Origin of the sequence: Candidatus Latescibacter sp. (assembly GCA_030692375.1) — a bacterium.
Classification (GTDB): Bacteria; Latescibacterota; Latescibacteria; order Latescibacterales; family Latescibacteraceae; genus JAUYCD01.
In genome coordinates, this window is sequence record JAUYCD010000013.1 from 1 (window position 1) to 17,422 (window position 17,422).

Sequence of the window (17,422 nt, forward strand, 5' to 3'; positions counted from 1 at the left end):
GTCATGCACCGCGCCGGTTGTATCAAGGTATACCTCGGCCTGGAATCCGGTTCCGATGACACTCTTGCCCTAATGAATAAAAATGTTACGGTCAACGATGCCATGAACACCCTTGACATCCTGTACCGTGAGGGGATCAAAGCCGCTGCATTCTTCCTGGTCGGATATCCTGGAGAAACCCGTGAATCCATGGAAAAAACATTTTCCTTTGCCCTCTCCTTTCCCTTTGATGAGATTTCTTTCAATGTACCCTATCCCCTTCCGGGCTCACCGCTTTATGACAGGGTGAAGGACTTCAGCCTGGAAGGGGATTGGGAAATCGAAAATGAAACCCGGTTTCTTTACCGTGCGGAATTCGATGAACAATGGATAAAGGCGAGGATTTCCGAGACATTGGAGAAATTCGCGGAGACGAAGCGGGTTAAACAGATGAAAACAGTATGAAAAATAGTAAATAAATGGATACATTTAAAAGGACGTTCGCAATCAAAACTTTTGCCTACAATAATCATGCAAGTATTCGTTCATTGCTGTTTGGAACCGGGAAGAACGCCGGTAAGTTCACCGTTTTTATTTAAAACCACCACAATTCCCTGCCCCTCTTTAGACACCTGTAAGTTGACCACGGGTTTACTATCTTTGTTAAAGAGAGCTATGGCTGCATCATGATTTTCGGTCGAGGATATTCTCGTCTGGGGATTACCGGCAGTTCCAAAGGTAGTGATTAAGCCGTCTCCATTTTCGCTTGCGGTGAATTCAATCAAATGCACGTTTTTGTTGTTGAAAAAAACCATATTCCCCTCATGATTTTTGGTGGAGCTGATATACGACTGCTGCGCGCCGTTGCCGTCAAAAATGGCCAGGGAGCCGTCACCCCAGTCATTCACTCCCATACCGACCATTTGTTTTCCACTGCTGTGGAACAGGTTTATCCCCCCGGCATGGCTTTCCGAGGAGGCAAGATTTACCAGACGCGCTCCCCTGACGTTATAGGTGACCAGGTAGCCGTCTCCCCAGGTGCTGGCCCCGATCTTGACCATCTGCTGGCTACTTTCATTATTGATTGTTATGAAACCGGTTCCATTCTTCTCAGAAGACAAGATTGCCGTCGGCTGGTTCTTATCGTTCATGACAATAAAAGTCTTGGCGCGGATTTCATTTTGTACGCTGGGTATATCTGCAGCTCCCATAATTACCACCAGGACTAGAGTCATGGCGAGAGCGATCATTCCTTTTTTATAGCGGCGGTTGGATTTTTCCAGAAGTTCAAGGCGTTCTTCAATAGTTTTCAAGGTATTTTTCCCTGTTAGACATGAGTTTATATAGGACGACATAAATAAATGCGTATGTTTTGAGTGTTTAGATCCTGAAACGGGTTCAGGATGACACGTGTCATGCCGAACTTGTTGCCGCTTCGCGGGAACGATGAAACCGTATAGTTGGAAAGTGAGTGAAGCTTTCGATTATTCGATTCCTTCCTTCCGTATCTGCGCAAGGGTATCAGTCAGGATTTTTTCCATACCCTTGGCCAGAGGGGATGGCTGACGGTACTCCCAGTAGCTTTCCACCTCATAACCGCCCTCATCGAGCATGTTCGAAGTCGGCAAATACATCTGGGCGCCGTCGGTGTAGCCCATCGGGAATGTCACTCCATCCGGATAGAAATTTCTGATGATCAGTCCCAGCTCCGCTACCGCTTCCCCCTCTATTCCGACCAGGCGAAGCCCTTTGCCCAGTTTTACGCCGTGCAGAGTTATTTGGACGCTTGATGGAAGCATATATCCCCGGTCCAGGTATCCGATCTGTTCTTTTGCCCAGAGTTTCATGATTTCCGGAGAGCTTTCCGGGTCTGTTTTAGGATTTTTGATGACCTCCTCATATCCGGCCCTTCCGATTGAGGGAGTGAGCGGCCAGTTCATTATAATCATTGCGGTACGGAGGTCCGGCCGGATTTTGACCAGACCTTTTTCCACAATTCCCTTAACTTCATCCGCTACCATCCCGCCGGCTTTGTCTACATCATCCCAGGTCCCGGCGCGCCATTCTTTTTCTCCCTTGCCGATGACGCTGGCTTTGGCGTCGCCTCCGGCGCCCTGGAGGAAAAGGCTTGCCGTAGTTCCAAGCCAGGAGTCGAGTTTCGCCATAGCGGCGCCGGGGTAATCTGCGGATATCTGATAGCTGCGCTCGTTTCCTTTAATCGTGGAAGGATGGCAGGAAGTGGAGAAGAGCAGGCAGATAGGCTTCCCGGATTTATCCTTTATCATGGCGACCGGCAAAGTGCTGCAAACGGTTCCTGCAGGATTGGGCCGGAAGGCGATTCTTCCGGTTTCGTTCTTATTGCGGCGGCTCATGGGGAGAGCGGAAGTTCCGGATCCGGCAAAGATTTCCGCTTCACGGGCCGAATCGTGCGCTTTCACCGCCGCTTCCACAATTGCCGATTCGAGCTGATTCAAGTAAAAAGGATCCGATGGTGTGTAGAACCAGGTTCCGACTTTTGGTCCTGTATGGGTGTGGGAGGTGTTGAAGAGAATCCGCCCGGGTGGGAGATCGAGGCGGCGGCCTATGGCGCCTTTGAACCGGTCTGCTTCATCCCGTGAGAAAAAGAGCAGGTCGAAGCCCATGATCAGAACATCCTGCCCTCCCTGGGAGAGATAGAGAGCCCGGGCATAAAGGTCATCATGAACGCCCTGCGAGCCTTTGGGGTCCCAGTCCCTGTCGCCGAAGCCGGTCATGGGGGTTCCGACCGGCGGAGTAATCTTCACCCGTGCATAACCGGCTTGGAGAAGACCTCGTTTTGATGAATTATATCCAGCGGTGGAAAACTTTGAATTGATCACGTCGACTATGATCAAAGTTCCCAGGATGCTGGCGCCGATAACCAGGAGACAAACCCGCTGTTTCATCGTAACCCCCAATGAAAAATCAATACTTATCGGTTTAATACTAATTCGCGATCAATTGTTAAAGAATGCCTTTGTTATGACAGCCCCCTTTCCCTCGATCCCTTGCCGCTTCGCGGGAACGATGAAACCGTTTACCCCTGAAGGGGGCAAGGGAAGTTGTTGCTCCACAGTCGATTCCTGCCCCCTCCGGGGGAAGGATGTCCAAAGGACAGGAAGGGGGCTGAATTTGAATGATTGAACGAGAATCGGTTTAATACAGAAAGGGCACTATCTGGTATATTAAACAATAATACTAGAAAGATACCCGGTGCACAACAAGCATTTGCCGCTAACTTTTAGGTTGACACTTTCTCGTAATAAAGATATTATGAAAAATTGTGACTGTACATGACAATATATATTCTCTATCATTGGAAAACAGATGCCGAAACGGTTCGTTCCCGCGAAGCGGCAACATGTTCGGCATGACGTCATCCTGAATTCGTTGCCGCTTCGCGGGAACGATAAATCCGTTTCAGGATCTATTTTTTTTCCTTCCATTCGAAATTAATTGAGAAACTATAAATCAGCAAGACAGCTTATTACAAGCTTCACAAGAAGGCTTGTAAAAAAATGAATATCGATTTTGAACAAAGCCGCTGGGAAAAGATCAGGGAAGACGCCGCCCGGTGGTGGGCCGGGGAGCTTGATCGCCCACTTTTCTACATCACACGCAATGACCGCGATCCGGTTCTTCGGGGACATCGATGATCTCGATGTGATAGTCGAACAACTCGGCAGCCCGGAAGGAATAATCCTGGTTTCCTGGGAAACAGAGAAAACAGAAGTAGAAATTCTCGATTCGCTCAGGAAATACGGGGCGGGATGATATTTTCATAGAAAAGTGCGCGAGAATGTGATATTATTAAAGTTGCAGGTGACAAAGTAAAGGCAAGGATGAAGGAGGGGGATGAAGGATGAAAAAAATATCTGAAACACTGATGCCTGTGAAGTGTGTAATAGAAGATGGTGAACCATGATTCGCATGATTCCAGGATTATCCTGAAGGAAAATAGGAGGTTCCATGAAACGCCGCGTTTTTGTTAAAACAGCCGCCCTGGGCGCAGCAGCCGCAGCGGTTGGATGTTCTTCCGCGTTGAGAAGCGGGATGATTCAGCCCTCGTCAGACCGTATGAAATATACTATCCTGGGGAAAACGGGAATCAAGGTGTCGCGTCTCGGATTCGGTTCACATCTTTCCACGGAGAATATGGCCGACCCGTCAGGCCGTGACAAACATATCCAGTATGGGATCGAAATGGGCATCAACTTCTTCGACATCTATGACCATACCTATTTCCAGTTCGCACCAATGTCCAAAAGCCTGGCAAATCACCCGCACACGGTCATGTCCCTCTACATGGAATCAAACGATGTAGAAAAGCGGGTCAATGAGGTGCTCAAACAATTCGGCCGCGAGCGGATCGATCTTTACCGGGTAATGTCCCAGGAATTCGCCAAGCTTGACCAACTCCTGGCGGTAAAGCAGAAAGGGAAAATCCGCGGAGTTGGTATTGTCGACCACAACGAGGAAAACATCCTTCAGGCCATCAAGAAATACGGCGACTCACTCGACTATGTGATTTTCCCCTACAATTTCGTCCACAACAAGGCCACCCCGAACGACAAGCAGAATTCATGGGCCGCATTCCTGCGCCTGGCGAAAAAATACAATTACGGCCTTGTCGGGATGAAACCGTTCTGCAACGAGATGCTGGTTACTTTTGCCAAAGAGAACGGCTATATCGGCGGCCCAAAGGATCGCGGGATTTCAGTACCTTCGGCGGCCATCCGCTACGCACTCTCCACCGGGGCAATCCACCTCTCTCTTCCGGCCATGAACAGCATCCGTGAGATCGAGGAGAACCTGCAAGGGGTCTACCAGCCGAAGCTAAGCGCCCTCGAGATTGAAGTTCTCGATGAAATCGACCTCCTCGCCCTGGAGAAGAAATGGGCGTACCTGAACCAGAAACCGGAATATGCCTGGCTGGTCAACTGGGCGCAACGGGGGGTATGAAAGAGGTGTGTTTGAACTTACTGCAAGTTTTCCAAGTCAGCGAGGTCCTGCAAACGGCCGGTCGTCTTTTTATTCTTTTTTAAATTTTCCAGATCGATGAAATATACCTTAGTACCATCAATCTCGATTTCTTCTTTATTCTTATAGCATTCATCGAAATCCACACCATCTACAGTGCTTATAATATCGATGCGGACAGGAAGATAACCCATTTGGATTATTTGGCCGGGGATAAGAAAATCCTCATTTGTTAAACCGAGAGATCCGAAGCCGAACTGCCCAATCACGAACAAAACCTTTCGAGCATTATCCTGGCTGATTTTTATCCAAATATCCAAATCTTTCGTATACCGCGGATGGCCATGAAATCCGACCGCATATCCTCCTACGACAAGGTACTCAACGCGGTTTTCGTTTAATAATTGTATAAACTCTTTGAAGTCTTGGTTCAGCACCGTACCTCCAGGAATGATATTCACGGCGTATTTGTTCAACCGTTTCCAGTCTGACCAGGGGAGACTGGCTTTGCCAATAGGTAAAATCGGACTCCCGCTCGTGCATTTTTTTTATTTTGACGACTTTTTGTATCGAATGTGGATTCACAGCGCTTTCCTTAAGATAGAAGTCGAGATATCGGAAGTGTTATATTCTTTCGCGGTTACTCTTGATCATTTGTCCTAAAACTTTTCCCATTCTTCTTTTGACAGTCCCGCCTGCCTAAGAATTTTTGCGAGTAACTCTCTGCCAATCTCTCCACCATGGGGATTAGGGATTGTGATAGTCAACTCTCTCTTAACCATGAATGGATGCTTGCCACCGGAAAACGGTCCTTCAAAACCTGCCCGGCGTAGACATTCCACCAGTTCTCGTTGCCTGATAGGACCAAACTGAGGCATCAGGCAACATCCTCCACTTTAACCTCGATACGGATACCATCGATCTCAGGGATTGGAAGACGTCTAAAGATGCGAATAAGTATCCACTCTTCCAGTATCTCCTCCAGGTTTTTACGACACATTTCTAATGTATTTGCACTTGTGTACACTCCTTGGCAGTCCGGTATATCACAGTAGAATGTCTTGTCCTCGGTCAACAACTCATACCGGGCGTGGGCTAAAGCCGCATCTATGTAACGTCTTATCATACTTGACCTCCTCTGGATCAACAATCGGTTGTTGTTCTATGTAGTTAGCTATTTACACCGGGAACACCTCTCATGCCCCTTGGGAATTTTGGCTCCGCACGATACACACTCCGTCGAGTCATCATCCGACGCCACCTCCGGATTCAGGAACCATTCCAAATGTCCGCAGTTTGCGCAGACGAAGACATCGGCAGTTTTGTTGAGCCAGTCCATATCGAATAAGGTCATGAGGGTTGTGTTCAGTTTGGCGTGCCGCTCCGCAAAACTATCTCCGCCGCAATGGGAGCATACAAGCTTTTTGTCTTTCACTTCAACGGGTTTTCCTTCAGTCATTTATCATCATCCTTTGTTTTTAAAAAAAGAGTATATGTATGCATAATCGAAAAGGATAAATACAATTATGATATGTAATTTCAAGGTATTATGTAAATATGGATTAGTGCAGGTTCATGATATGCTTTATGAGAAACATTTCCATCACTGCATGCCCTGTTCTCTTGTTGCCATCAACAAAGGGATGATTTTTAACCATAGAATATCCAAGAGCTGCGGCCTTTTCAATAATGGCCGGGTACAAATCTTCATCGTCGAATGTCATTCGCGGCTGAGCGAGGGCGGACTCCAGTGCGCCCATATTCAACACACCCATTAAACCCCCTGATTGCGCCATTACCCGCAGGTAAATTTCTAGAGCATTGTTGAGCGTGATGTATACCATTATAACGCCGCCAGCCGTTGATAAAGTTCTGCGTTCTTTTTCAACAGATTATCAAGGGTTCGACTGAATATTTCGTCGGGAAGCATGAGCATGTCTTCGATACTGGCGCGCGCGAGTTCTTCAGGTGCGACACCTAACCGGCCCGCGGCTTCTTTCAGCTGAACGAATCGCTCATCCGGCAGATTGATGGTGATTGTATTCATTGTTTTCTCCATATACAAAGATCATCCCGGCAATGCTTTTAAAAAGCAGTTGCCCATGACCTGAAAAAATTGATTCATTGATGAAAAACACCAATATAGGTTTATTCAGAACCGTTGGCATGGTATTTCGTTCCCTCTTCCCGGATAGTTGCAGAAAACATGGTACAGGATTAAGTCCTCAACTTATGGTTTTCACTTTCCAATTTCGGTTTGGACAACCCGCCTATAGAACCTCATTATTTATGTATAAAAATAGCACAATTCATTCTCGTGTCAAGCGATTTTCCGCTTCCCTTTTCCCTTTACATTCCTCCCTCATGTTTCTATATTGAGCCATTGCAAAAAATGAGAATGATTTCATAAAAAACAGGAGCATTCCATGTCTACCCGTCGTTCGTTCATGCAAGGCGCCGCACTCGCCGGTATCGCCGGGATTGTCGCCGCGCGCCGCGCCCCCGCTTTCGCGCAGGATACGAAAATCAAGAAAATAGGCGTTCTGGGACTCGGCTCACACAGTTTCGCCGTTCGGTTCAAAACCCGCCCGGAAGGATACACGAAAGAAATTCTCGCGAAACCCTATGGGGTCTGGGACGACAATCCCCAAGTGGCGGATGCCATGAAGGGCGAAGTGTACGAAAAGGTTTTCAGGGATCCGGTTCAACTTGCGAAAGAATGCGACTGTATCCACATCGAGCATGCCGATTACCGCAAGGTCTTCGAACTGGCGCAGCCGGGGCTTGAGATGGGGAAACCCACATTCATCAACCGTCCGTTCACTGCTACCATAGCCGATGCGGAGGAGACGGTGAGGCTGGCGAAAGCTTACAAAGCCCCCCTTATGAGCGCTTCCTCTCTGGAATTCGGGGAGGAAGTTCCCCAGATGCAGGCATTTATGAAAGAAAAAGGACCCATCCGTGCGTACGAAGCATACGGCCCAGAAGGCCACTTCACCTGGCATCTGCCCCATGTCATTAATTACGCACATGCAGGTCTCGGAGGCGGAATAGACACTGTGTACTTCGCCGGTGACTTTGAGATCGACCTCAGACAATTCCGTAATGAGAAGAAACCCACGGGCGATACCCTCTGCGTTCTCACCTATAAACCGCGCGACGGCCAGCCTCCCATCATCGGGATGTGTCATGTCAATAACTACCCGGGGCAGTTTCATGTGAATGTCTATGCGGTGAAAGAGAACCGGAACTTCATCCTCCAGGGCAAGTGGGACATGAACATGTTCGACAAGCTGAACGACCTGTATTCATTCGGGAAGATTCCCCGGCCTTACGAGGCGATACTCGAACAGCATCGCGCCCTGGTGGCAGCCAATGTGTCACGGCTGACCGGAAGGGCGGTGAAGCTCGATTCCCTGGGAGGCAACGATGCACTTCCCTATACCGATGGCATCCGTGATTATGTTGTGAGCCGAACTCTGGCGCCCGTAAAAAAATGATAAGGGGAAAAGTGCGTTTCCACCACCTGACACTACAGGGAAGATTACATAGTATTCAATTTCTCACTCACCGTTTTCTGGTTGCGTTCTTCTTTTTAGCAACAGTGTTTACCTGCTTTTCAACCGTTACAACAAACGCACGGGAAACTGCCACTGGAAATGAAGAACTGTATGTAAGCAAAATCTTCATTCCGCCCGGCGGTTTCACCACGAGCATCGAAGGTCCGGCCTGCGATATCTCCGGAAATCTTTATGCGGTCAATTATTCCAAAAAGGGCGCCATCGGGAAAGTGACCCCGGACGGCCAGGCAGGTATTTTCGTCCAGCTCCCCGGGACCAGTGTCGGCAACGGCATACGGTTCAACAGCAAGGATTTCATGTTCATCGCCGACTATGTCAACCACAACATTTTCAAGGTGGACATGAAAACCCGTGAAATCACCGTCTTTGCCCATGAATCCGCCATGAGCCAGCCGAACGACATCGCCATTGGCGCCAACGACATTCTCTATGCCAGCGATCCCGATTTCAACAAAGCAACCGGAAAGATATGGCGCATCGATACGAACGGCGCGGTTACTCTGCTCGACTCCCTCTCGGGTACCACCAATGGCATCGAGGTCGGCGCCGATGAGAAAACCCTCTATGTCAATGAGTCAAATCAGCGCAATGTCTGGACGTTCGATCTCTCCCCGGAGGGCAAAACCAGCAACAAGCGCCTGCTCATCAAATTCGCCGACTCCACCCTGGACGGCATGCGCTGCGACATCGCCGGAAACCTGTACATCACCCGACTGGAGAACAGCGCGGTGACCAAGGTTTCTCCTAAGGGCGAAATCCTCCAGGAGATAAAACTCATCGGCAAAAATCCCAGCAACCTTGATTTCGGCGGCCCCGACGGCCGTACTTGCTATGTCACCCTGGCTAATGACGGCAGTATCGAAACATTCCGGGTTGACCTCCCCGGCAGAAGCTGGCAGCTCTACCAGAACCGAAATGCTCTCATGGCGCAAAACGATACCGCCAAACCGCAGAGCTTTGTTCTGGCGGGGAATTATCCCAATCCGTTCAATTCCTCCACGGTTATCGAATACACCGTCCGGAGCGAATCCGTCATCGAACTGTCCGTTTTTAACATGCTCGGCCAGCGGGTAGCGGTATTGAAAAGCGGGCCGGCGCAACCCGGAAAATACATGATGTCATGGTATGCGGGGAATCTGCCGAGCGGAACATATTTTGTACGGCTGATTACTGGAAGCGCGTCTGAGACGAGGAAGGTGATGCTGTTGAAGTGAGAAACGGTTAAGAAAAATAAAGCACACCTGCATTCAGGTGTTGGCAACATTGTCCTTTTCCCAGCAGCAGTTCTTGTATTTACTGCCGCTGCCGCACGGACAGTAGTCGTTCCGGCTTACTCGGGGGGTGAAGTCCGTACGTTTCTCTTGAGTTCCTTTCTTCATCAGTTTGACCACATGGGAGATGTCTTCAGGCTTGTCCGGTTCAATCCCGACAATGAATATCCATCCATTTTGTTCACAAATTGCGATTATTTCTTGAGCCCGTGCTTCGGTTTGAACACGGACTATCGCCGGCTTTTTGTTAGTTCCAAGCTTCGTCACAGTGCTCTCTCTTTTTCTTTTCGGCGTTTCGTTTCGCGGCCAATTATGAAAACGTATTGTTCACGGCTGCCAATCTCAAGTGGAGTCAGACTCTCCACAGCGTGCGTCGCCGCCTCTACATTGGCCAGCATGCCTTCTTCTTCGAGAAAATCGTCGAAATTACTTCCGATATGTTTATTGTTTTCCATTGTATACCTCACCAAAGTAAACATAGCAAGGGCTGCACCCGATGTATGCAAGGGTTCGCCGAGAAATAATCAGATAACAACTGGAGTAAGGCTGAAAATACGAGCAAATTGAGATGCTTTTTTTATATCACCGCGTCTAAGGGCATCTCGAATGTCGTCAAGCTTGTATGCATCTTCAATGGAAAGGTATGGAGACCAGCCCTCATCATTTTCAAGTAACTCAACATCCGCTTCGGCAACATATTTACCTTCGTGGATATATTTTGTATGATGTCTGATATTCATCTTTTTCTCCTTAAAAAATCATCGCTCCACCGATTTGGATCAGGCCGATATGCGGTGACAATGACGGCAGGGGATAAATATCCTTTGGGAATACCCCATACGACATGTATCGGTTTTTCATCACTAGCTCGTTGTAAAAGTAAGACACAAGGTCCCTTTGTATAATTTGGATAATCTTCAACCAATCGAGAATTATCAATACCGGAAATTATATCTCTGACAAATATTTCTTCTTCCGCCATTTCATCGTAACCATGATCAGAAACCAGAATATCGCCTTTTTTTATAAGAGCTACTATCTGCTTATATGTATCACTCATAAAATATGCTCATATCTTCGTAAATATCAAGTTATTTTTATACGGCGAACGGGGCTGAATCAACGGCGGTAAGTGGTAATGTTAGGAGTTTTCTAAGGCTCGAATGATTGGCGACCAATTGTTTCTTCTTGAGTGGTCGTCTTCATCAAAAGATATTTCATCGAACCACCGAAAGCCTACTTCCTTTCGCATTGAGCCATCGCGTTTTGGCTTGGTAATATATGCCGTATAAACCTCTGAAACACGACGCGACAAGGTGGAATATTCATAGACGTAATATTCAGGGGAACCATCAACTGTGAGATTTACCAGGGCAACAAACAAGCCTTTTGGAACTAAACCAGACGTAATGTCGGCGCCGAGCTTCCATCCTTGCTTGTTATGAACAGAGCGAGTTTTTACTTGAATGGAAACGCTTCTAGTGATATCCCGATTTGTTACAACGATATCAAACAAGGGATTGTTTTTGGGCGTAAGAAGAGCAAGATAGCCTTGACGGCACAACTCGGCGCAGACAAAATACTCGCCCGCAGTTCCGACTAGATTGTTCGCACTATTCATCAGCTTAAACTTCTAACTACTGTTTCGATGGTTTCCAAAAAACCCGTTTTTCGGTTTGGCATCCTTTCTTTTCTTTGCGCGAGAATAAATCAAAGGTTTCAATTTTTCAAAATACTGAAAATTCTCCTTCAGTCAAACACCTTTCTATTTCCTGCCATCCCCCAATCACTTATTTTTCTTACCTGAGACTAACGGTTGACTTATGAGCCGACTCTCTCTATCTTATATGGTTATGGAAAAAAGAAAGCACAGCGGAGAGAATCGATGTTAAACGGAACAATTGATCTCCACCTTCATACCACCTGCTCCGACGGTCTGGATACACCCGAGGAAATCGTCGAAGCAGCCATTCAGGAAGGATATACGGTTATTTCCATAACCGATCATGATACCGTTGAAGGTGTGATACGTGGCATCAAAGCGGCGGAAGGCACCGGACTTGATCTGATAGCCGGGATAGAGCTTTCATCGATTGAGGATCTCTATGACATTCATATCCTTGGATACCATATCGATTATACCGATGCCGAATTCATCCGCCGGATCTCCTTTTTCAAAGAAAAAAGGAGAGAAAGAGCGGAAGAGATTGTTGCGTACCTGAATCGTCTCGGTCTCGATATCCAGATAGATACGGTTCTGCGGATTGCCCACGGCGCCCCGGTGGGGAGGCCGCATATCGCCGAAGCGCTCGTTTCCGAGGAACTGGTCACCACGTATGACGAGGCTTTCACCCGCTACATCGGGACTCATGGCCCCGCCTATGTTCCCAAATACAAGGTAACCCCCGGTGAAGCGATCGAGCTTATTCTCAAGAGCGGGGGCATTCCTGTTCTGGCGCATCCGGGCGTACTGAACCGTGACGAGTTGATATTTGAGCTGATGGAATACGGTCTGATGGGAGTGGAGGCGATCCATCCGCTGCATGTTGTGGAAAAGCAGATGTATTATGAAAAGCTTGCAAAAAAATACGGCCTCATTGTCACCGGCGGCTCGGACTGGCATGGGAAGGGGAGACGGCGTAATTTCAAAAAGCTCAGCGATTCGCTGAAAGTCAGTCCAAAAACCATTTCCGAAATGAAAGCATTCCACGAGAGCAGGGAAATTATTGGAAAACGAATCGCTTCAGATCCGTAAAGAAGCGCTGAAACGAAGCTGCCTTCCGGTGCATATCGCCATCATTATGGACGGAAACGGCCGCTGGGCAAAAAAGCGCAGCCTTCACCATATCGAGGGACACCGTGAGGGAATCCGAACCGTCCGTGAAATTGTCAGGGCTGCGGGAAGTATCGGTATCGGGTATATGACCCTGTATACATTTTCTTCCGAAAACTGGAGCCGCCCCCCCGGAGAGGTGATGGGGCTTATGGACCTTCTTTCTGAAACCCTTGAAAAAGAGGTTCCGGAGCTCCATAAAAACCATGTACGGCTGAAAACCATCGGAAATACTTCCGCACTTCCCAAAAGGAGCCGTGAAGCGCTCGCATCGGCTATTGCGGAAACATCCGCTAATGACGGCCTGACCCTTGTTCTGGCTCTCAATTACGGCGGTCGTGACGAGATTCTGCGGGCTGCCCGTAAAATAGCGGCGAGTGTGAAAAAAGGTCTTCTCGATCCCGGGGATATAACCCCGGAAAATATAGAATCCGCCCTGGATACTGCGGGGATTCCGGATCCGGACCTTCTTATCCGCACTTCCGGTGAGTACAGGCTGTCCAATTTTCTCCTCTGGCAGCTTGCCTATACCGAGCTCTGGGTCACCGACACCATGTGGCCGGATTTCACGGAATCTGACTTCTATGATGCCCTGGAATCGTATGCCGGAAGGGAGCGCCGATTCGGAAAGACGAGCCAGCAGATCAGCGGTGTGACTAAAAAGATCGCCGCATTTCTTACCGGAGGAGGCGGGGAATAATGCAGCCGCAGAAGACCCTCGACAGCTCCACAGTGAAAAGGATTGTTGTGGGCGTGGTCTTCGGCCCCCTGATCGTGTGGATTTTCTGGCAAGGAGGGTATCCCCTTTTTGCACTTCTGGCGCTCCTGACCCTTTTAGGGCAGTGGGAATTTTTCCGGATGCTGAACGGCGAACTGGGTTTTTTCCACCATCTCACCGGTTACATGGCCGGGCTGGCAATTGTGGCCGATGCAGTCATCCGAAAGTCCGAGCAGGTTCCAGGCATCCTGGTGACCGCGCTGATAATCTATTTCATTATCGAGATAATCACCGGTAAAGAGCGCAAACTCCGGAATGTATCCCTGGCGCTTCTGGTAACCATATATCCGGCGGCGTTCATTGTATATCTGTTTCAGATACTGTTATACCCCGGCGTTCTGTTTGGGACGGACAACCGGTTTCTCCTGTTTTATCTGGTGCTGGTCATCTGGACTTTTGATACGACATCATATTTCGCCGGTCGTTTTTGGGGTAAACATCCTTTTTTCCCGCAAATTTCCCCTAAAAAAACGATGGAAGGATTCTGGGGAGGGATGGCTGGTGTGTTGGTGTTCGGAGCGGCGACCGCTCTTTTCACCGGGTATTCTCTTCTGCAGATCATGATCGTGTCAGTTCTGGCGGGATTTTCCGGGCAGGCCGGAGATCTCTCCGAATCCATCATCAAGAGAGATGTGGGGATAAAGGACTCATCGCATATTATTCCCGGTCATGGCGGTGTTCTCGATCGTTTTGACAGTCTATTCTTTGCCGCCCCGGTCATTTACCTGTATCTGCTTATCTATACTGCCTTCTGGAGGTGATTTTGAAACGCTTTATCATCCTCGGCTCCACCGGCTCCATCGGGAAATCGAGCCTTGATGTTATCGCTGCAAATCCAAAGCAGTTCCGGGTTGTCGGACTTGCCGCCGGCCGGTCCGGAGAGAGTATGTACGAGCAGATCGCCCGTTTTCAGCCGGAAGCGGTGTCGCTTAGGGATCGTCAGATCGCCTGCGAGGTACGGAACCGGGTCGGCGGCCGTACCCATGTGTACGAGGATTTCCAGGGCATGATCGAAATGATTAAAACCCTGGAGGCGGATGCAGTGATTAACGGGCTGGTCGGATCGGTAGGAATGATACCGACCCTTGCTGCGCTGGAAAGCGGAAAAGATGTTCTCCTGGCCAATAAGGAAACCATGGTCATGGCCGGAGAACTGGTCATGGATACGGTCAAACGGTACGGCAAACGAATTGTTCCCATAGACAGTGAAATGAGCGCCATCCACCAATGCCTGAAAGGCGAGCGGCGCAATAAAGTCAAGCGTCTTATCCTGACAGCATCCGGCGGACCGTTCATTGATTTAACCCTAAAGCAGCTTGCCAGGGTTACAGTGGAGCAGGCGCTTAATCATCCGACCTGGTCCATGGGAACCAAAAACACTATAGATTCCGCCACCCTGATGAATAAAGGACTGGAAGTCATCGAAGCCAGCCGTTTGTTCGGCATTCCGGGAGATCGGATCGATGTTACCATTCACCGATCTTCTCTTGTTCATTCCTTTGTGGAGTTTATCGACGGCGCCATCCTGTCGCAGATGTCACGGCCGGACATGCGTCTTGCCATTCAGTACGCAATGACAGACCCTGAGAGACTGCCTTCACCATACGGAGGATTGGATTTTTCGAGATCCTTTTCTATGGCATTCGAACCGCCTGACAGGGAGCGGTTCCCCTGCCTGAAACTGGCATATGGGGCGCTTGCCCGCGGCGGCACAGCGCCGGCAGTCATGAACGGCGCCAATGAACAGGCAGTGGAGGCTTTTGTGGAAGGACATATAGCTTTTATGGATATCCCTTTGACAATTCAGAAAGTGATGGATGAACATGAATTTATAGAGACGCCTTCCGTTGATGAGCTTATTACCGCCGACATGAATGCCAAACGTCGAATGGATGAAATACTGAATAAGTAAAAAGTGACAAAGTTGCAAAGTAACATAAGGAAATCCGGGTATGCCATTAGATAAGGTTCGTGATCGAATATATAGATGCCGAAACAAGTTCGGCATGACACGTGTCATCCTGAACTCGTTTCAGGATCTAAATGGGCACACGGCGTTATATTTTCAATAATACTTACCCTACCCACTCGCCCGCTTGCGGGAGAGGGGGTAGGGGGTGAGGGAGTAAGGAAATACTGATGAAAACAGGCATTACCGGGCTGCCCTTTTCAGGGAAAACGACTTTGTTCTGTGCTCTCACCGGGCAGAATTACAGCGCTCTCGCTCACGGGAAAGATATCCATGTCGGCATCGTAAAAGTGCCGGATTCCAGGCTCGATCGTCTCTACGAGATGTTCGAGCCCTTAAAAAAAACCTATGCCGCCATGGAATACTTCGATATAGCCGGGCAGTCTTCAGTCCGGGGCAAGGGAATGGAACCCCAGGTGCTGCAAACCCTGAAGAACGCCGATTCCCTTATAGTGGTGCTCGATGCCTTCCGGGATAAAGCCGGCCCTATGAGTGATTTTGATGCCGTTACCGGCGAGCTGGTGTTCACAGACCTCGTTGTGGCGACAGGGAGGCTGGAACGGATAGAGAAAGACATGCGCAGCGGCAAAAGCGGGGATATGCACCTTGAGAAATCCGTGCTTGAGCGATGCCGCAGCCTGCTCGAAGATGGTAAGCCTCTCAGGGATCTGGATCTGACGGAAGATGAAGAAAAAACCATCCGCGGTTTTCAGTTTCTTTCACGAAAACCGCTTTTCATTGTGGTCAATATCTCCGAGGAGGCCCTGATTTCCGGGAAAGCTGGAGAATTCGAGAAGCCGTTCACAACGGTAAGAAATTCAACCTGTGCTGCCATCTGCGCCGAAATTGAAATGGAAATAGCCGGCCTTGATGAATATGATCGCCCCGAATTTCTCCGGTCTGTGGGGATAGAAGAACCGGCTTTGGGAAAGGTAATCCGTCTCAGTTATACGAGCCTGGGCCTGATTTCGTTCTTCACCGCCGGAGGGAAGGATGAGGTGCGGGCCTGGACTGTGCGGAAGGGCGCCCGCGCCCCGGAATGCGCCGGAGTGATACATTCGGATATGGAGCGGGGATTTATCCGGGCCGAAGTAGTATCTTTTGAAGACCTGATCAAGGCAGGTTCGTTCAAAACCGCCCGGGACATGGGATTGCTCCGCATCGAGGGAAAAGACTACGTGACACGGGACGGAGATATTTTAACCATACGGTTCAGTGTATAAGGGAGATTTTGCTTCATGTGTAATGTGCATATCAGCAGAGAAGCTGAAAGAAAACTCCACGAGGAATTGAAATTTTTGAAGGAGGTCAGGAGGCCTGAGGTGCTTCACTCTCTTCAGGAAGCCCGCCGTAAGGGAGACCTTTCGGAGAACGGGGAGTATGACGCCGCCAAGGAAGAGCAGCGCCTCATTCAATCCCGCATCAACCATCTCGAGGTCATGATCCGGAATGTCTGCATCATTGAAGACCAGAAGATTTCTTCCGAAAAAGTATACATCGGAGCGCGGGTAGATATGAAAGACCTGAATTCCGGAGAAGATATCTTCTATATCCTTGTTCATGAAGTGGAGGCGGATTTCAAAAACCGTAAGATCTCGACAACTTCTCCCATTGGGAAAACCCTTCTGGGAAAGGCAGTCGGTGAGGTGGTAGAAATCACCGTTCCTAAAGGAACGCTGCGTTACCGGATAGTGAACATTTCGAGATAAAAAGAGAGAGATTTGCGGTTTTTGCAAAAGTCGTTTTTTAAATACATGACGATATAATAATTGCGCATGTTTTGAGTGTTTAGATCCTGAAACGAGTTCAGGATGACACGTGTCATGCCGAACTTGTTGCCGCTTCGCGGGAACGATGAAACCGTTGCCGCAGGCGGGAACGATGAAACCGTTGCCGCAGGCGGGAACGATGAAACCGTTTCGGCATCTATTTTGAAAAGAAGCGCATTAAAAATATTTCGTCATGTATAAGTAACACGACAATTGCTCATGGCTCACTCTTGATTCATTTCTT

25 protein-coding genes are annotated in these 17,422 nt (G+C 48.8%); 12 read left to right on the top strand and 13 right to left on the bottom strand.

The features are described 5' to 3' along the window. Window positions 1-444, top strand: a 444-nt coding sequence (locus Q8O92_00660; GenBank protein ID MDP2981825.1) for a radical SAM protein, incomplete at its 5' end; no start/stop codon positions are given. Window positions 445-524: 80 nt separating this feature from the next. On the opposite strand, the gene Q8O92_00665 is transcribed toward Q8O92_00660, so the two are convergent. Next, complete coding sequence (locus Q8O92_00665; GenBank protein MDP2981826.1) at window positions 525-1,292, bottom strand: hypothetical protein; 768 nt, start codon at window positions 1,290-1,292, stop codon at window positions 525-527. 171 nt (window positions 1,293-1,463) lie between these two features. After that, window positions 1,464-2,903: a hypothetical protein gene (locus tag Q8O92_00670; protein ID MDP2981827.1), complete on the bottom strand. Its 1,440-nt coding sequence runs from the start codon at window positions 2,901-2,903 to the stop codon at window positions 1,464-1,466. 625 nt (window positions 2,904-3,528) lie between these two features. Here Q8O92_00670 and Q8O92_00675 point away from each other — a divergent pair. Further along, window positions 3,529-3,771, top strand: coding sequence for a hypothetical protein (locus Q8O92_00675; GenBank protein ID MDP2981828.1), 243 nt, complete (start codon window positions 3,529-3,531; stop codon window positions 3,769-3,771). Window positions 3,772-3,966: 195 nt separating this feature from the next. Next, window positions 3,967-4,959 carry an aldo/keto reductase gene (locus Q8O92_00680; GenBank protein MDP2981829.1) on the top strand — a complete coding sequence of 331 codons (993 nt, stop codon included), beginning with the start codon at window positions 3,967-3,969 and terminating at the stop codon, window positions 4,957-4,959. A gap of 17 nt (window positions 4,960-4,976) precedes the next feature. Here the strand turns inward: Q8O92_00680 and Q8O92_00685 are convergent, their stop codons facing one another. From Q8O92_00685 to Q8O92_00710, 6 genes are all read right to left on the bottom strand, one after another. Further along, complete coding sequence (locus Q8O92_00685; protein MDP2981830.1) at window positions 4,977-5,414, bottom strand: hypothetical protein; 438 nt, start codon at window positions 5,412-5,414, stop codon at window positions 4,977-4,979. Window positions 5,415-5,636: 222 nt separating this feature from the next. After that, on the bottom strand, window positions 5,637-5,855 hold the full coding sequence (locus Q8O92_00690; GenBank protein ID MDP2981831.1) for a type II toxin-antitoxin system HicA family toxin: 219 nt from the start codon (window positions 5,853-5,855) through the stop codon (window positions 5,637-5,639). Further along, window positions 5,855-6,103, bottom strand: a complete 249-nt coding sequence (locus tag Q8O92_00695; GenBank protein ID MDP2981832.1) for a type II toxin-antitoxin system HicB family antitoxin — start codon at window positions 6,101-6,103, stop codon at window positions 5,855-5,857. The genes Q8O92_00690 and Q8O92_00695 overlap by 1 nt, the downstream gene beginning before the upstream one ends. Window positions 6,104-6,151: 48 nt before the next feature. Continuing rightward, entirely contained in the window at window positions 6,152-6,436 is a 285-nt protein-coding gene (locus Q8O92_00700; GenBank protein ID MDP2981833.1) for a hypothetical protein, read from the bottom strand. A 103-nt stretch (window positions 6,437-6,539) separates the two neighbouring features. Beyond that, the gene (locus tag Q8O92_00705) at window positions 6,540-6,821 is read right to left on the bottom strand and encodes a Fic family protein (GenBank protein MDP2981834.1); all 282 of its coding nucleotides are present in this window, start codon (window positions 6,819-6,821) and stop codon (window positions 6,540-6,542) included. Continuing rightward, a complete protein-coding gene (locus Q8O92_00710) occupies window positions 6,821-7,024 on the bottom strand; it encodes a DNA-binding protein (protein MDP2981835.1) in 204 nt (67 codons plus the stop codon). The genes Q8O92_00705 and Q8O92_00710 overlap by 1 nt, the downstream gene beginning before the upstream one ends. 379 nt (window positions 7,025-7,403) lie before the next feature. On the opposite strand from Q8O92_00710, the gene Q8O92_00715 reads away from it, so the two are divergent. Together Q8O92_00715 and Q8O92_00720 are read left to right on the top strand one after the other, a co-directional pair. Then, window positions 7,404-8,477, top strand: coding sequence for a Gfo/Idh/MocA family oxidoreductase (locus tag Q8O92_00715; protein MDP2981836.1), 1,074 nt, complete (start codon window positions 7,404-7,406; stop codon window positions 8,475-8,477). After that, window positions 8,474-9,772 carry an SMP-30/gluconolactonase/LRE family protein gene (locus Q8O92_00720; protein MDP2981837.1) on the top strand — a complete coding sequence of 433 codons (1,299 nt, stop codon included), beginning with the start codon at window positions 8,474-8,476 and terminating at the stop codon, window positions 9,770-9,772. Before Q8O92_00715 ends, Q8O92_00720 begins: the two co-directional genes overlap by 4 nt. 33 nt (window positions 9,773-9,805) lie before the next feature. On the opposite strand, the gene Q8O92_00725 is transcribed toward Q8O92_00720, so the two are convergent. The 5 genes from Q8O92_00725 to Q8O92_00745 all read right to left on the bottom strand — a co-directional run bounded on the left by Q8O92_00725 (window position 9,806) and on the right by Q8O92_00745 (window position 11,450). Then, entirely contained in the window at window positions 9,806-10,096 is a 291-nt protein-coding gene (locus Q8O92_00725) for an SEC-C metal-binding domain-containing protein (protein MDP2981838.1), read from the bottom strand. After that, entirely contained in the window at window positions 10,093-10,284 is a 192-nt protein-coding gene (locus Q8O92_00730) for a hypothetical protein (GenBank protein ID MDP2981839.1), read from the bottom strand. The genes Q8O92_00725 and Q8O92_00730 overlap by 4 nt, the downstream gene beginning before the upstream one ends. A 69-nt stretch (window positions 10,285-10,353) precedes the next feature. Beyond that, window positions 10,354-10,569 carry a hypothetical protein gene (locus Q8O92_00735; protein ID MDP2981840.1) on the bottom strand — a complete coding sequence of 72 codons (216 nt, stop codon included), beginning with the start codon at window positions 10,567-10,569 and terminating at the stop codon, window positions 10,354-10,356. Then, window positions 10,566-10,889 carry a DUF4258 domain-containing protein gene (locus Q8O92_00740; GenBank protein MDP2981841.1) on the bottom strand — a complete coding sequence of 108 codons (324 nt, stop codon included), beginning with the start codon at window positions 10,887-10,889 and terminating at the stop codon, window positions 10,566-10,568. Before Q8O92_00740 ends, Q8O92_00735 begins: the two co-directional genes overlap by 4 nt. An 81-nt stretch (window positions 10,890-10,970) precedes the next feature. Beyond that, window positions 10,971-11,450 carry an aspartate-ammonia lyase gene (locus Q8O92_00745; protein MDP2981842.1) on the bottom strand — a complete coding sequence of 160 codons (480 nt, stop codon included), beginning with the start codon at window positions 11,448-11,450 and terminating at the stop codon, window positions 10,971-10,973. Window positions 11,451-11,714: 264 nt separating this feature from the next. On the opposite strand from Q8O92_00745, the gene Q8O92_00750 reads away from it, so the two are divergent. The 7 genes from Q8O92_00750 (at window position 11,715) to Q8O92_00780 (ending at window position 17,379) form a co-directional block, all read left to right on the top strand. Continuing rightward, window positions 11,715-12,584, top strand: a complete 870-nt coding sequence (locus tag Q8O92_00750) for a PHP domain-containing protein (protein MDP2981843.1) — start codon at window positions 11,715-11,717, stop codon at window positions 12,582-12,584. Next, entirely contained in the window at window positions 12,556-13,362 is an 807-nt protein-coding gene (locus Q8O92_00755; GenBank protein ID MDP2981844.1) for an isoprenyl transferase, read from the top strand. The genes Q8O92_00750 and Q8O92_00755 overlap by 29 nt, the downstream gene beginning before the upstream one ends. After that, on the top strand, window positions 13,362-14,201 hold the full coding sequence (locus Q8O92_00760; GenBank protein ID MDP2981845.1) for a phosphatidate cytidylyltransferase: 840 nt from the start codon (window positions 13,362-13,364) through the stop codon (window positions 14,199-14,201). The genes Q8O92_00755 and Q8O92_00760 overlap by 1 nt, the downstream gene beginning before the upstream one ends. A 2-nt stretch (window positions 14,202-14,203) precedes the next feature. Continuing rightward, window positions 14,204-15,352: a 1-deoxy-D-xylulose-5-phosphate reductoisomerase gene (locus Q8O92_00765; protein ID MDP2981846.1), complete on the top strand. Its 1,149-nt coding sequence runs from the start codon at window positions 14,204-14,206 to the stop codon at window positions 15,350-15,352. 227 nt (window positions 15,353-15,579) lie between these two features. Next, window positions 15,580-16,632, top strand: coding sequence for a DUF933 domain-containing protein (locus Q8O92_00770; protein ID MDP2981847.1), 1,053 nt, complete (start codon window positions 15,580-15,582; stop codon window positions 16,630-16,632). Window positions 16,633-16,647: 15 nt separating this feature from the next. Next, window positions 16,648-17,118 (top strand): transcription elongation factor GreA, encoded by a 471-nt coding sequence (greA, locus tag Q8O92_00775; protein ID MDP2981848.1) that lies wholly within the window; start codon window positions 16,648-16,650, stop codon window positions 17,116-17,118. Window positions 17,119-17,232: 114 nt separating this feature from the next. Next, entirely contained in the window at window positions 17,233-17,379 is a 147-nt protein-coding gene (locus Q8O92_00780) for a hypothetical protein (GenBank protein ID MDP2981849.1), read from the top strand. Window positions 17,380-17,422 lie beyond the last annotated feature (43 nt).

What these genes read in the sequence shown, in the direction of transcription:
- greA (MDP2981848.1), top strand. Translation starts at nt 16,648, where the DNA reads ATGTGTAATGTGCATATCAGCAGAGAAGCTGAAAGAAAACTCCACGAG.
- Q8O92_00680 (MDP2981829.1), top strand. Translation starts at nt 3,967, where the DNA reads ATGAAACGCCGCGTTTTTGTTAAAACAGCCGCCCTGGGCGCAGCAGCC.
- Q8O92_00735 (MDP2981840.1), bottom strand. Translation starts at nt 10,569, where the DNA reads ATGAATATCAGACATCATACAAAATATATCCACGAAGGTAAATATGTT.
- Q8O92_00695 (MDP2981832.1), bottom strand. Translation starts at nt 6,103, where the DNA reads ATGATAAGACGTTACATAGATGCGGCTTTAGCCCACGCCCGGTATGAG.
- Q8O92_00690 (MDP2981831.1), bottom strand. Translation starts at nt 5,855, where the DNA reads ATGCCTCAGTTTGGTCCTATCAGGCAACGAGAACTGGTGGAATGTCTA.
- Q8O92_00780 (MDP2981849.1), top strand. Translation starts at nt 17,233, where the DNA reads ATGCCGAACTTGTTGCCGCTTCGCGGGAACGATGAAACCGTTGCCGCA.
- Q8O92_00720 (MDP2981837.1), top strand. Translation starts at nt 8,474, where the DNA reads ATGATAAGGGGAAAAGTGCGTTTCCACCACCTGACACTACAGGGAAGA.
- Q8O92_00705 (MDP2981834.1), bottom strand. Translation starts at nt 6,821, where the DNA reads ATGGTATACATCACGCTCAACAATGCTCTAGAAATTTACCTGCGGGTA.
- Q8O92_00710 (MDP2981835.1), bottom strand. Translation starts at nt 7,024, where the DNA reads ATGAATACAATCACCATCAATCTGCCGGATGAGCGATTCGTTCAGCTG.
- Q8O92_00750 (MDP2981843.1), top strand. Translation starts at nt 11,715, where the DNA reads ATGTTAAACGGAACAATTGATCTCCACCTTCATACCACCTGCTCCGAC.
- Q8O92_00730 (MDP2981839.1), bottom strand. Translation starts at nt 10,284, where the DNA reads ATGGAAAACAATAAACATATCGGAAGTAATTTCGACGATTTTCTCGAA.
- Q8O92_00760 (MDP2981845.1), top strand. Translation starts at nt 13,362, where the DNA reads ATGCAGCCGCAGAAGACCCTCGACAGCTCCACAGTGAAAAGGATTGTT.
- Q8O92_00745 (MDP2981842.1), bottom strand. Translation starts at nt 11,450, where the DNA reads ATGAATAGTGCGAACAATCTAGTCGGAACTGCGGGCGAGTATTTTGTC.
- Q8O92_00770 (MDP2981847.1), top strand. Translation starts at nt 15,580, where the DNA reads ATGAAAACAGGCATTACCGGGCTGCCCTTTTCAGGGAAAACGACTTTG.
- Q8O92_00670 (MDP2981827.1), bottom strand. Translation starts at nt 2,903, where the DNA reads ATGAAACAGCGGGTTTGTCTCCTGGTTATCGGCGCCAGCATCCTGGGA.
- Q8O92_00700 (MDP2981833.1), bottom strand. Translation starts at nt 6,436, where the DNA reads ATGACTGAAGGAAAACCCGTTGAAGTGAAAGACAAAAAGCTTGTATGC.
- Q8O92_00715 (MDP2981836.1), top strand. Translation starts at nt 7,404, where the DNA reads ATGTCTACCCGTCGTTCGTTCATGCAAGGCGCCGCACTCGCCGGTATC.
- Q8O92_00740 (MDP2981841.1), bottom strand. Translation starts at nt 10,889, where the DNA reads ATGAGTGATACATATAAGCAGATAGTAGCTCTTATAAAAAAAGGCGAT.